This is a genomic window from Clostridium aromativorans, from assembly GCF_020908015.1.
In the GTDB taxonomy this organism is placed as follows: Bacteria; Bacillota; Clostridia; order Clostridiales; family Clostridiaceae; genus Clostridium_B; species Clostridium_B aromativorans.
The window spans coordinates 1-11,813 of sequence record NZ_JAJJPB010000049.1 but is presented as its reverse complement, the minus strand read 5'-3'; the positions used below and the strand labels follow the sequence as shown (position 1 = coordinate 11,813).

Below are 11,813 nucleotides of genomic sequence, written 5' to 3'. Positions count from 1 at the left end.
TGCATTTTTAAAATACAAGGGACAGTTTCCGCCCATAATAAAAAAGGAAGAGTATTCATATTGAGGGAAAATCTGCGCCATATAAATTTTTACTGTGACATTCGGATAAAACTATAGATGGAATTCCATAGAAATATGATATAATTAAATATGTGTTAGTTAATTTAATTGAGGAGGATATATATTATGGCAAAAGGTGGATTCCCTAACTTTGGCGGTGGGGGAAATATGAATAATTTAATGAAACAAGCTCAAAAGTTTCAAAAACAAATGCAGGATATGCAATCAGAGCTTGAAAATAAGGAATTTAGTGCTACTGTTGGTGGTGGGGCAGTAACTGTAATAGTAAATGGCAAAAAACAGATAGTAAGCATAGAAATTAAGCCGGAAGTAGTTGATCCAGAAGATGTGGAAATGCTTCAAGATCTGGTTTTAACTGCATGTAATGAAGCATTGAAAAATGCAGAAGATGAAACTGCTTCTGAAATGAAAAAATTAACTGGTGGTCTTAATATTCCAGGAATGTTTTAAGATTACGAGCCCCGTCTGCAGATGGGGCTTTAAATTGAGGTGATGTTTTATGGATTTTTATCCTGCTTCTATTGAAAAGCTAATAGAAGAATTTGCTAAGTTACCGGGAATAGGTTACAAGACAGCACAGAGACTTACAATTCATGTGTTGAATCTACCAGAAGATGAGGTAAGGGAATTTGCCCAGGCTTTAATCAAGGCCAGGGGAACTATAAGGTATTGTTCTGTTTGTGGAAACTTTACAGAGTCAGATCCCTGTCCAATATGTTCGAATCCCAATAGAGATAAAAGCACAATTTGTGTAGTTGAAGAACCTAAAGATATAATGGTTATGGAAAGAATAAAAGAATATAATGGAGTCTATCATGTACTTCATGGTAATATATCTCCCATGGCTGGAAGAGGACCTGAGGATATAAAACTTAAAGAACTTATAAGAAGAATAAATGGAGATGTAAGAGAAGTTATAGTTGCTACTAATCCAAATGTAGAGGGAGAAGCTACAGCTATGTATATATCTAAAATATTAAAGCAGCTTGGTGTAAAAGTAACCAGGATAGCTCACGGTATTCCCGTAGGTGGAAATTTGGAATATGCAGATGAAGTTACCTTGTCGAAGGCATTGGAGGGTAGAGTAGAAATATAGCTTCATTCAGCTAATCAACGCTTATGTATATTACTTCTAATTTGTGTCAATTATTAAGATAATATATGAGATTAGGAGGATATACATTTTATGAATAAATATAATATAGTTAAATACCTGTTTGCTAAAAATTCTAAGTATATGACAAATCAGAAAGAATTATTGAATGATATAGAGAAGGCCAGACAGGAATTGGAGAGATGCAGAATATATTTTGATTCTGTGAAGGATCCCTATTTAGTAGATTATGCTATATATATGGAGGAGGCAGCAAAGTCAAAGTACATGTATCTTTTAAATAAAGTTAAGAAAAATGGATTTAAGGCAGATTATAAAAATATATTTCCAATCTTGAATGAAAATAAAAAATCGTCTTAAAAGGATAAATCAAGCATTAGAGCTTATTCTTTGCATTAATATTTTTTTATTGTTAGAATATAAATTAAATAGTATCGATGTATAATAATAGAACGTAAGTTTATGGGGGGAATAAGCGTATGATGTTTCAATATATAGGATATTTTTTAATTGCTATAGTGGGGTTATATATATTGGTGAAGGTATTTTCATGGCCCTTAAAAATATTATTCAAGCTTATTGCAAATGCTGTGCTTGGCGTGATTCTTTTAATTATAGTAAATTTAATAGGAAAATATTTTGGATTTAGCATAGGTATCAATGCTGTCACTTCGCTTATTGCAGGGTTTTTTGGAATACCCGGAGTGATATTTCTTATAATATTTAAATTATTTCTTTAAAAATTCATTTTTGGGAGTACTGATTTTTATAGATTTTCTGGGAAATAGTTTATAAATTCATAAAAATGTAACAATAGTAATTTGTATTTTTAGGCTGATAATCTGTTATTATTAAAAAGAAGTTATAAATTTGGTCTTGCTGGAGATGGTGTATTGATATTTGATAAAAATATAGTAAAAGCTGAATTTATCAACAGACCTAACAGATTTGAAGCTTATGTATATATAAACAATTTTCAGGTAAAAGTTCATGTCCCCAATACAGGAAGGTGTAGAGAAATACTTATACCTGGTACTACTGTGCTTTTAAGAGAGGGAAATAGTCCTACAAGGAAAACAAAATATGATTTAATAGCAGGTTACAAAGGAGAAAGACTCATAAATATAGATTCACAAATTCCGAATAAAGTTGTATATGAGGCTTTAAAATTGAAAAAAATAAGTTATTTTAAAAAATACGTTAAGATAGAAAAAGAAAAAATATTTGAAAATAGCAGATTTGATTTTGAATTATGGGATAAAAGCAATAGACAGTGTTATCTTGAGGTAAAAGGAGTTACTTTTGAAAAGAACGGAGTGACTATGTTTCCGGATGCTCCTACAGAAAGAGGAAGAAAACATTTACTAGAATTAGTTAAAGCAAAAAAGGCGGGTTTAGATGCGGCAGTTTTATTCTTAATTCAGATGTCTAATGTAAAATACTTTACACCTTATGATAAAATGGATAAAGAATTTGGGGAAAATCTTAGATACGCAAAACAAAATAATGTAGAAATTTTTGCTTATGATTGTGATGTGGGTGAGCATTTTATAACTTTGAGAGATGAAGTTAAAGTAAAATTATAATATCATCTTTAAGTTTAAGCAAAACTATCCTAAGAGGTCTTTTTCACTTGAATTTATACATAAAAAGATCTAATCCAGACGCATAACAGTGCCTATCTGCCACTTTAGGAAGTTACAAGTATTAGCAATGGTAGCGTTTGGATAAAAAATTTAGTAAATATTTTATTATATATTTATAAGCTTTATAATATAGATAGATGGTATATTTATTAACGGTGTAAATTTGTTTGATAAAATTAAGGGGGTGTGGCTGCTTTATTAGCAGTGTATATATGAAATTTAAATATTGTCCTATATGTGGGAAAAAATTAGAAGAAAAGTATAGCTGGGATGAAGGTGGGGTACCATATTGTTCTAAAGATGATATAATGTATTTTGATACCCCTAGGCCCTGTGTGATAGTTGCAGTAGTAAATAAAGATCAAATATTATTATTAAAACAAAGTTATATATATAAAAACTCTAAGGTACTTTTGTCAGGGTATGTGGCAAATGGTGAAACTGTAGAAGAAACTGTACATAGAGAAGTGTTTGAAGAGTCGGGTCTGAAAGTAAAAGATTTAAAATATTTAGGAAGTGAGTATGTCAATAATAATGGTAAAGAAATAATAATGCTCACATTCATGGCAAATTATGATGGAGGAGATATAAAAAAATCTTCTGAAGTAGAATGGGTGGATTGGAGTCATATAGAGGATGCCCTTTGTGAAATGAGTGAGGATGAAATTGGCAAGAGGATAGTTAAGAAAGTATTAAAGGAAATAAATTATACTGGTAAAAAAGCTTATAGATGTGACAATGATAGCTGTAGTAGAAATACTTAAATGTGGATAAGCTCAAAAGCACAGTAACATCTAGTTTTTTAGATAAGGAGGAAAAAAATGGCTAAGTATATACCAGAAATAAAGGGAATTACCCCAAGGCATATGATTAGAGTACCTGAGATTATTAGAGAAGCAAGTGGAATAAGAATATTTGGTAAAAGAATAAAATCTCTACTGTTCACTACAGATGTAGCAATTATAAAAAATACAAATGCAGATGCCATTATTGCAGTATATCCATTTACGCCACAGCCTCTTATAACACAAGCAATTCTTTTGTCCGCTGACATACCAGTATTTTGTGGAGTTGGTGGGAAGATGACAACAGAGAGAAGAGTTATAAATTTAGCCTTAGATGCAGAATTTAAGGGCGCTATGGGAATCGTGTTAAATAGTACTATTCCAAATGAAGTTATACGGCAGATAAGAGATACTATTGATATACCTATAATAGTAACTATAGTATCTGAATATGAAGATATAAGAGATAGAGTGGAATCAGGGGCTACTATAATAAATGTTTCCGGATCTGGTGAGACTATTAATATAGTAAAGAAGGTTAGAAAGGAGTATTCTACTTTTCCTATAATAGCTACAGGAGGTCCTACAGAATCTAGTATAAAAGATACCATAATGGCAGGAGCTAATGCAATAGCGTTTACCCCACCTACATCAGCTGAAATTTTAAGTAAAATCATGTTTGAAAATAGAAAAAAGTATGCTGAGGAAGAGAAGAACTAAATGTTCAGTTGAAAAATTGGATTATAATTTAGAGAGGAGTAATTATTTTCACTTTTCATATATTTTGGGAAAATGAAAATAGGATTATCATGAAGGGTGCTTTATGTTATTTTAGTGGTACAGGAAATACTAAGTGGGTAGCAGATAGATTTAAAGAAAATTTTGCATTTTACAATGTAAATATAGATTTAGTTAATATACAATTTTTAGAAGTTAGCAAATTGAAGAGATATGATTTCTTAATTATAGGTTCGCCAGTTTATGCTAAATTTCCACCTAAAATTGTAAATGATTTTTTAAATAGACTTGATGATTTAAATAAAGAAACAAAAATAATAGTTTATTCTACACAAGCTGCATCTTTATCCTCAGCCCCGTATTTTATGGCAAAGTGTTTGAAAAAAAAAGGATACATTCCATTGATGCAAATTAGCATAAGGATGCCTAATAATTTCTATTTTATAAAGGGGAAAAAACCTGATAGGGATTTAATTGAAGAATTGTTGTTAAAAGCAAATGAAAAAGTAAAAAATGTAGTAGAAAATTTTATAAAAGGAGAACCCATTATAGAAAGTGTTTCATTTATTAGATTTGAATTTAATAAAGCGATTTATATTACTTTTAAAAATAAGATTCCCAAATTGTCCAAAAATATATCTTCTACAAGAGAATGCGGTAAATGTGGATTGTGTCTTAGAAATTGCCCTCAAGGCAATATAACGTTTGAAAGGGGACATGCAATTTTTCATAGTAAATGTATTTTATGTTTAAGATGTATATACATATGTCCAATAAATGCGGTGAGATATAAAGGAAAAAAGATAGATCAAACTCAAAGAGACATAATAAAAACACTTGATTTGAACAGATAAAATCTAAAATTTTATATTGTATTAAATGCTTCCAATAATTTTTAATTTTGGAGGCTTTTTTGAATTGAATTTTTAATTTTGGAGATACTAAAGATACAATATTTTTCAGGAGTGAGTTTTATGATTTCAATTCAGGATAAAATGCTCGTTGCGGAAAACTGTAAAGAATATAAATCTAAAAATTATATAGTTGGGTTACAGGCCAGCTATGTTTCCAATAGTTGTAGTAATTGTGTGAATTTTATAAATGAGCAATGCAGCAAAAAATTATTTGATGAAATTGATGGAATATTAAATATGAATTAAATTTAGTAGGAGGAATGATATTTATGGCAAATGATCAGGAAATGAGACACGTTGGCAGCGCATGTCCGGGATATGAACCGGATGATTTTGGATTTCAGTCCAGTACTGGAGAAGCTTATTATAAAAGCTGTACTAATTGTAGAAATTTACGAAATGGAAAATGTGTAAAAAATCTTTACGATAGTGTTTTGGCAAGTTTGGATCAATCATAAATAAGGTTGATTATATACTACTAACCATTATATATTATAATATTATATTTATTCTGATATATGCATATTAATTTGCTGTATGCACGATAAAATAAATAATATAAATATTTTAAAAAAGTATTGACATATACAAAGTTAAATCATATAATAATTAACAAATCATAAATAAATTAATTTTGAATAACGTCTTATGAAGAGAAAAGTAGCACAAGTTAGGTAAAAGAGAATCAGTGGATGGTGTAAACTGATACCAATACTTTTGTGAATCCACCTTGGAGGATTATTATGATGAATAATACGGGAAACCGTTAAGTTAAATGAGAGGATTATATTTATATTTTATATAGTCAATAAGGGTGGCAACGCGAACCAATCGTCCCTATGTGGATTTGATTGGTTCTTTTATTTTATAATAATTTTTGTACAAAATAATAATTTTAATGCTATAGCTTTGATGCAAAATTTAATATTTATTTGATGAAGAGAAAAGTAGCATAAGTTAGGTAAAAGAGAGTCAGTGGATGGTGTAAACTGATACCAATGCTTTTGTGAATCCACCTTGGAGAATTATTATGATGAATAATACGGAAAACCGTTAAATTAAATGAGAGAATTATACATTTGTATGATTAATGAGGGTGGCAACGCGAGTCAATCGTCCCTAAGGGGATCAGGTTGGCTTTTTATTTTTATTGTTACTTTAATAATGTATAACAGTGAATTGATGAATTATTCGGTCGACATAAATTAATTGGAGGTAAAAATATGCATAAAAAATTATTTATTCCAGGTCCAGTAGAAGTTAGAAAAGATGTTCTAGAGAAAATGGCAACGCCAATGATAGGCCATAGAAGTAAAGAAGCATCTGAGCTTCAAAGAGACATTAGTGATAAAATGAGGAAGGTATTTAATACAAAAGAAGAAATTCTGCTTTCAACTTCATCGGGAACAGGGCTTTTAGAAGGAGCTATAAGGTGTAGTACAGCAAAAAGAGCGGCAATCTTTTCCATAGGTGCATTTGGAAATAGGTGGTATCAGATTGCAGAATGCAATAATGTACCGGCAGATTTATTTGAGGAGGATTGGGGAAAAGCTGTAGATATAGACAAGATTGACAAAGCTCTGGCTACGGGTAAATATGATTCTCTTTGTATAACTCATAATGAAACTTCTACAGGAGTTATGAATCCAGTAGAAGATATAGCAGAAGTAGTGAAAAAGTATCCAGAGATTGTATGGTGCTTAGATACAGTTAGCTCTATGGCGGGTACTAAGATAGAAGTGGATAAGCTAGGTGTGGATATATGCCTGACATCTAGTCAAAAAGCTTTAGGACTTCCTCCAGGAATGGCGATATGTTCTTTTTCACAGAAGGCGGTGGAGAGAGCTAAAAAGGTAAAGTTTAGAGGTTACTATTTAGATTTGCTTTCTCTTTATAATTATATCCATAAGAAAGACTACCAGTATCCTTCAACACCATCTATTTCACATATGTTTGCCATGAATTATCAACTGGATAGAATATTAGAGGAAGGACTTGAAAATAGATATAAGAGACATATAGAGATGGCCGAGTATGTGAGAAATTGGGCAAGAGAATATTTTGAGTTATTTGCAGATGAAAGATATCTTTCCAATACTCTTACTAATATAAAAAATACCAGAAATATAAGTGTAGCACAATTAAATAGGGATTTAGGTGAAAGGGGATTTCAGATATCCAATGGTTATGGGAAATTAAAGGAGAAGGCTTTTAGAATAGCTCATATGGCTGATTTTAACCTTTCTGATATAAAAGAGCTTATAGATACTGTTAATTATATATTGAAATTATAATAGGGGGGTTTAAAATTGATAAAAATATTGGTGAATGATGGAATGGAAGAAGGAGCTCTCAATAAGCTTATAGCAAATGGATATGATGTTTTAGATAGACATTTTGGAGAAGAAGAATTAAAGCAAAGAATAAGAGAATTTGACATAATGATAGTTAGATCGGCCACTAAAATCAGGAAACCGCTTATAGATGCGGCTAAAAATGGAAAGCTGAAACTCATAATAAGAGGGGGAGTTGGGGTAGATAATATAGATGTGGATTATGCAGCTGAAAATGGAATAATGGTTAAAAATACACCTGATGCCAGCACTATTTCAGTAGCGGAGTTAACGTTGGCTCATTTGTTGGCAATTTCTAGATATGTGAATATTTCTAATGTGACTATGAGAAAAGGAAAATGGGAGAAAAAGAAATATAAGGGAGTGGAATTGTACGGCAAGACATTAGGCCTTGTGGGTTTTGGGAGAATTGCAAAAGAAGTGGCAAAACGAGCTTATGCTATGGGAATGGATGTAATATATTATGATAAACTTGGCATGGCAAAAGGATATAACAATTATAAATTTTTTGAATTAGAAGAATTATTAAGGAAGGCGGACTATATATCAATTCATATTCCTTTTGATAAATCCCAGAGTGCGGTAATAGGTAGAAAAGAGATTGAGATGATGAAGGATGGAGTTTATATAGTAAATTGTGCAAGGGGTGGTGTAATAGACGAAAAAGCTTTGGTTGATGGATTAAATACTGGAAAAGTGTCAGCTGTAGGGATGGATGTATTTGAAAATGAACCTGAACCTTGTAGAGAACTTGTAAATAATCAAAGAGTATCAGTTACACCTCATATAGGTGGCTCAACTTTTGAAGCTCAAAAAAGAATAGGTGAAGAAATAGTAACTATAATTGAAAAGTATTGTTTGAATAGAAATTTAGTCAATGCGTAGAGGAGGTATAGAATGGCAATTTTAAGAGCTTTTAAGGCAATACGGCCAAGGAGGGATTTAGCTGACAAGGTAGCACAACTACCCTATGATGTAATGAGCAGTGAAGAAGCGAAAGAAATGGCTAAAGATAATATCTATTCTTTTCTCCATGTGGATAAAGCTGAAATAGATTTGGATGAAAATGTAGATCTATATGATAGAAAAGTTTATGAAAAGGCAAATGAAAATTTAAATAAAATGATAGACAATAATATATTAATACAGGACAAGAAAAACAACCTTTATATATATAGATTGACCATGGATGGTAAAAGTCAAACAGGTATAGTAGGATGCACTTCTATAGATGATTATTTAAATAATAGGATAAAAAAGCATGAATATACTAGAAAAGACAAAGAACAGGATCGAATAAATCATGTAGATATCTGTGATGCCAATACAGGACCAATTTTTTTAACCTATAAGTATGATGATAAAATTAATGATATAGTGAATATATGGATGAAAAAAGAGGTGGTTTACGATTTTACTGCTGATGACGGAGTGAGACATGAGGTGTGGGTAATAGATGATGATAAAACAATAAAAAGCATCTGTAATTTATTTAAGAATGTAGACAGCTTATATATAGCAGATGGACATCATAGGGCAGCTTCTGCAGTAAAAGTAGGTATTAAAAGGAGAAGAGAAAATCCAAATTATTCTGGAGATGAGGAGTTCAATTTTTTTCTATCAGTACTTTTTCCACATTCGGATTTAAGGATTATAGATTATAATAGAGTTGTTAGAGATTTGAATGGTCTTTCTACTGAAGAATATTTGTTTAAGGTTTCTAAAAAATTTGATGTAGAAGTGTATGAGGGAAAAGAGGCATATAGACCGTTTCGTAAGGGTACCTATGGTATGTACTTAGGCGGAAGATGGTATAAACTTGCTGTAAAAGAAGGGACATATAATTCAGATGATCCCGTTGATAAGTTGGATGTATCTATTCTTCAAGATAATCTATTGGCTCCTATTTTAGGAATAGATGATCCACGTACGAATGATAGAATCAGTTTTGTAGGCGGAATAAGGGGACTTGGAGAATTAGAGAAAAGGGTAAGACAAAATGACATGGGAGTTGCTTTTTCCATGTATCCTACTACATTAGAAGAATTGATGAATATCGCAGATGCTGGGAAGGTAATGCCTCCTAAATCCACTTGGTTTGAGCCAAAATTGAGAAGTGGACTGTTTATTCATAAATTGAAATAGTAGCTTTATTTTGATAGAATTCTCGTAAAACTTACGGGGATTTTATCATGTTATAAAAGATATCTTATGTAAAATTTTATGGTATAATATATTTAAAATTATACTTTAATTTAGATTTGCCAATAATCAGGTAATTGTAGGATCATAATGTACAATTGGGAGCGATGAAATGCTGAAAGAACAATTTATATCCATTGATTTAGTCAAAGGTAGTGACAGTGAATATATAATAAGAGATAATTTGGGTATTACTATAGGAAGAATATTTATAATTGAACTTTCTAAAATAAATAAATATAGTATGATTAGGATAAAATTTTATAAATGGGGAGAGAGCAGTTATAAATTGCTTAAAAATACTCTGGAAAATTTTATACAAATTCTTCTTCACAAAATTGAGCTGGGTAAAATAAATATAATAGCACATGAGGATATAAATATATCAGCATTTACTGATTTAGGCTTTGAACTTGAGGGTATAATATCGAGAAGCATAAAAGCTGATTCTGGATATAAAAATGAAATATTATTTGGACTGGATCTCGATAAAACTAAAAGTATGCATATAAATAGAGGATTACATATAAGAGGAAATAATATAGTGTTATCCATATTAACACCGGAAAATGCAGTGGATGCATTAAATTATTATGTAAAAAATCAAGTTTATCTAAGTGAATTTGAACCAGAACGAGAGAAAAGCTTTTATACATTGGAAGTGCAAAAGAGAAATTTAATTGAAAGCTATAAGCAATTTCTATGTGGCAAAAACGCTAATTTTGGCATATTCAAAAATAAGAGGTTTATAGGCAAGATACAGATATCAAATATAATAATAGGAGTATTGAAAAGTGCATTTATAGGATATTCTATAGATGAAGATGAACAAGGCAAAGGATACATGAAAGAAGCGTTGAAGTTAGTTTTGGATTATGCTTTTGATGAATTAGAGTTACATAGAGTTGAGGCATCTACTTTGGTAGATAATATAAAATCCCAAAGAGTATTAAAGAGTTGTGGATTTAAGGAGCTTGGATTAAATAAAAAATATTTATTTGTAAATGGGAAATGGAAGGATCATATAACTTTTTATAAAATTAATTCTGTCTAATTGAAATTATATGGAATCCGTACAAACGTAAATTTAGAATTTGTATAGGATCTTGAAAATATTATAAGAGCCATTATAAAAGATCTGCGGATTCAATAAGTCTTGACTTTAGAGTGATTTTATTCTAATAATATGTATGCAGATGATCTGGTAGCTTCGGCAATAGCAGGAAAATATTCAGCACCACTGATATTAGTAGATGGTGATGATTCTGCTGCCATATCCAGCTCAATAGAATATATCAAAAATAATACTACTTTAAGAGTTTATTTTTACTTTGTGCCCCTTAATGATGACGAAAATTTAGAAATTAAAGAACCTAAAATAGATGAATTTAAGCGTAATGGATTTACTGTTGTTGAATGGGGCGGTATTTGCCCTTAATTGTAAATCAAAATAAAATGTATTTTAAAAATAGGCGTATAATTAACTTAGAAGATTTTAATACAAAAAGTAAAGTTATATATGAACATGACCGGGAGTATCTATATGTGAAAAAGTAAGGAGGCAGGCATAAAGGGAGAGAAATAAAGAAATAAGCTTGAAATACGTAGGATATAATAAACTGCAAAGCAATAGACTGTGCTACAATAAAACACGTTGTCTGAAATTGCAGCAGAAAGCAGGGTATATCAACTTATAAATAAAAATTTAAAAAAGTTGTTGACAAGGGTAAATACAGATGATATACTATAAAAGCTGTCTTAAAGAAGAGCAGGCAGCTTGAGATGATCCTTGAAAATTGAACAGAATAAATATAGGGAAACTTATATGAGAATAAACCAGCAATTCTTTTGAGCTGCGATGAGCAGCTAAAAGTAATTTTGTAAGTAATATGCTTGAAATTGACAGTAACGAGTACAGCAAGGAAAAGGCCGAATGAGGAGCAGAGTTTACTTAGGTAAATGAGCACCGGAATGAAGCA

15 protein-coding genes and 2 other annotated features are annotated in these 11,813 nt (G+C 30.8%); all 15 genes read left to right on the top strand.

The features are described from left to right. Positions 1-186 precede the first annotated feature (186 nt). The gene (locus tag LN736_RS18245) at positions 187-531 is read left to right on the top strand and encodes a YbaB/EbfC family nucleoid-associated protein (protein WP_179978604.1); all 345 of its coding nucleotides are present in this window, start codon (positions 187-189) and stop codon (positions 529-531) included. 49 nt (positions 532-580) lie between these two features. Beyond that, complete coding sequence (recR, locus tag LN736_RS18240; RefSeq protein ID WP_150358793.1) at positions 581-1,177, top strand: recombination mediator RecR; 597 nt, start codon at positions 581-583, stop codon at positions 1,175-1,177. A 90-nt stretch (positions 1,178-1,267) separates the two neighbouring features. Then, entirely contained in the window at positions 1,268-1,555 is a 288-nt protein-coding gene (locus LN736_RS18235) for a DUF2508 family protein (RefSeq protein WP_150358794.1), read from the top strand. A gap of 119 nt (positions 1,556-1,674) precedes the next feature. Further along, positions 1,675-1,935 carry a pro-sigmaK processing inhibitor BofA family protein gene (locus LN736_RS18230; RefSeq protein ID WP_150358795.1) on the top strand — a complete coding sequence of 87 codons (261 nt, stop codon included), beginning with the start codon at positions 1,675-1,677 and terminating at the stop codon, positions 1,933-1,935. 153 nt (positions 1,936-2,088) lie between these two features. Beyond that, entirely contained in the window at positions 2,089-2,781 is a 693-nt protein-coding gene (gene sfsA, locus LN736_RS18225) for a DNA/RNA nuclease SfsA (protein ID WP_229982171.1), read from the top strand. Between the two features lie 272 nt (positions 2,782-3,053). Continuing rightward, entirely contained in the window at positions 3,054-3,605 is a 552-nt protein-coding gene (locus LN736_RS18220; RefSeq protein ID WP_150358691.1) for an NAD(+) diphosphatase, read from the top strand. 57 nt (positions 3,606-3,662) lie between these two features. Beyond that, positions 3,663-4,346, top strand: coding sequence for a beta/alpha barrel domain-containing protein (locus LN736_RS18215; RefSeq protein WP_150358692.1), 684 nt, complete (start codon positions 3,663-3,665; stop codon positions 4,344-4,346). Positions 4,347-4,435: 89 nt separating this feature from the next. After that, positions 4,436-5,218: an EFR1 family ferrodoxin gene (locus LN736_RS18210; protein WP_150358693.1), complete on the top strand. Its 783-nt coding sequence runs from the start codon at positions 4,436-4,438 to the stop codon at positions 5,216-5,218. Between the two features lie 120 nt (positions 5,219-5,338). Further along, a complete protein-coding gene (locus LN736_RS18205; protein WP_150358694.1) occupies positions 5,339-5,524 on the top strand; it encodes a hypothetical protein in 186 nt (61 codons plus the stop codon). Between the two features lie 23 nt (positions 5,525-5,547). Then, positions 5,548-5,736: a hypothetical protein gene (locus LN736_RS18200; RefSeq protein WP_150358695.1), complete on the top strand. Its 189-nt coding sequence runs from the start codon at positions 5,548-5,550 to the stop codon at positions 5,734-5,736. 181 nt (positions 5,737-5,917) lie between these two features. Then, positions 5,918-6,120 (top strand) — a binding site (T-box leader). 84 nt (positions 6,121-6,204) lie between these two features. Continuing rightward, positions 6,205-6,402 (top strand) — a binding site (T-box leader). A 99-nt stretch (positions 6,403-6,501) separates the two neighbouring features. Then, positions 6,502-7,572, top strand: coding sequence for a pyridoxal-phosphate-dependent aminotransferase family protein (locus tag LN736_RS18195; RefSeq protein WP_150358696.1), 1,071 nt, complete (start codon positions 6,502-6,504; stop codon positions 7,570-7,572). Between the two features lie 15 nt (positions 7,573-7,587). Next, positions 7,588-8,517, top strand: a complete 930-nt coding sequence (locus LN736_RS18190; RefSeq protein WP_150358697.1) for a D-2-hydroxyacid dehydrogenase — start codon at positions 7,588-7,590, stop codon at positions 8,515-8,517. A gap of 12 nt (positions 8,518-8,529) precedes the next feature. Beyond that, the gene (locus LN736_RS18185; RefSeq protein WP_150358698.1) at positions 8,530-9,777 is read left to right on the top strand and encodes a DUF1015 domain-containing protein; all 1,248 of its coding nucleotides are present in this window, start codon (positions 8,530-8,532) and stop codon (positions 9,775-9,777) included. A gap of 169 nt (positions 9,778-9,946) precedes the next feature. Further along, a complete protein-coding gene (locus LN736_RS18180; RefSeq protein ID WP_150358699.1) occupies positions 9,947-10,888 on the top strand; it encodes a GNAT family N-acetyltransferase in 942 nt (313 codons plus the stop codon). A gap of 132 nt (positions 10,889-11,020) precedes the next feature. Then, positions 11,021-11,272, top strand: coding sequence for a cell wall-binding repeat-containing protein (locus LN736_RS18175; RefSeq protein WP_150358700.1), 252 nt, complete (start codon positions 11,021-11,023; stop codon positions 11,270-11,272). Positions 11,273-11,813: the final 541 nt, after the last annotated feature.

What these genes read in the sequence shown, in the direction of transcription:
- LN736_RS18200 (WP_150358695.1), top strand. Translation starts at nt 5,548, where the DNA reads ATGGCAAATGATCAGGAAATGAGACACGTTGGCAGCGCATGTCCGGGA.
- LN736_RS18235 (WP_150358794.1), top strand. Translation starts at nt 1,268, where the DNA reads ATGAATAAATATAATATAGTTAAATACCTGTTTGCTAAAAATTCTAAG.
- LN736_RS18185 (WP_150358698.1), top strand. Translation starts at nt 8,530, where the DNA reads ATGGCAATTTTAAGAGCTTTTAAGGCAATACGGCCAAGGAGGGATTTA.
- LN736_RS18230 (WP_150358795.1), top strand. Translation starts at nt 1,675, where the DNA reads ATGATGTTTCAATATATAGGATATTTTTTAATTGCTATAGTGGGGTTA.
- LN736_RS18215 (WP_150358692.1), top strand. Translation starts at nt 3,663, where the DNA reads ATGGCTAAGTATATACCAGAAATAAAGGGAATTACCCCAAGGCATATG.
- LN736_RS18245 (WP_179978604.1), top strand. Translation starts at nt 187, where the DNA reads ATGGCAAAAGGTGGATTCCCTAACTTTGGCGGTGGGGGAAATATGAAT.
- LN736_RS18220 (WP_150358691.1), top strand. Translation starts at nt 3,054, where the DNA reads ATGAAATTTAAATATTGTCCTATATGTGGGAAAAAATTAGAAGAAAAG.
- LN736_RS18195 (WP_150358696.1), top strand. Translation starts at nt 6,502, where the DNA reads ATGCATAAAAAATTATTTATTCCAGGTCCAGTAGAAGTTAGAAAAGAT.
- recR (WP_150358793.1), top strand. Translation starts at nt 581, where the DNA reads ATGGATTTTTATCCTGCTTCTATTGAAAAGCTAATAGAAGAATTTGCT.
- LN736_RS18175 (WP_150358700.1), top strand. Translation starts at nt 11,021, where the DNA reads ATGTATGCAGATGATCTGGTAGCTTCGGCAATAGCAGGAAAATATTCA.
- LN736_RS18205 (WP_150358694.1), top strand. Translation starts at nt 5,339, where the DNA reads ATGATTTCAATTCAGGATAAAATGCTCGTTGCGGAAAACTGTAAAGAA.
- LN736_RS18180 (WP_150358699.1), top strand. Translation starts at nt 9,947, where the DNA reads ATGCTGAAAGAACAATTTATATCCATTGATTTAGTCAAAGGTAGTGAC.
- LN736_RS18210 (WP_150358693.1), top strand. Translation starts at nt 4,436, where the DNA reads ATGAAGGGTGCTTTATGTTATTTTAGTGGTACAGGAAATACTAAGTGG.